Origin of the sequence: Desulforhabdus sp. TSK (assembly GCF_022836495.1) — a bacterium.
GTDB lineage: Bacteria > Desulfobacterota > Syntrophobacteria > Syntrophobacterales > Syntrophobacteraceae > Desulforhabdus.
In genome coordinates, this window is record NZ_BQXM01000215.1 from 1 (window position 1) to 342 (window position 342).

Genomic DNA, 342 nt, shown 5'->3' on the forward strand with positions numbered 1-342 from the left:
CCCATGGCGACCATGCACCGGTTTTCCCCCGGCAAATGGATCGCGCCATTTACGAGGAAACGCCCTTCGGCTTCCCCGTTCCTGCCGTAGCGCATGAAGTGCGCGCCACCTGCCCGCGGCACCTCACGCTTTCCTTTGTGGCCAGGCGCGCCCGTTGTAGCGCCAAAGAGGCTGCCCCCCTTGCGGATTCACTGGCCATTTTGGAGGCCGATGAACACACCGCCCGCGTCATTTGCCGCTGGGCAGCCGTTCGTGGAGTTTCGGCAACCGTTGATTACCTCTATCCGTTCGTTTTGGGAGTCGCGCAGGTCGAGCAGGTTTCAGAAGAAGACGTCATGACCC

Annotated in this window: 1 protein-coding gene; it reads left to right on the forward strand. The window is 61.7% G+C overall.

Annotation, left to right across the window (positions count from 1 at the left end; all coding sequences use genetic code 11):
• Positions 1 to 342, forward strand: a 342-nt coding sequence (locus MWC30_RS22150; RefSeq protein WP_244086351.1) for a hypothetical protein, incomplete at both ends; no start/stop codon positions are given.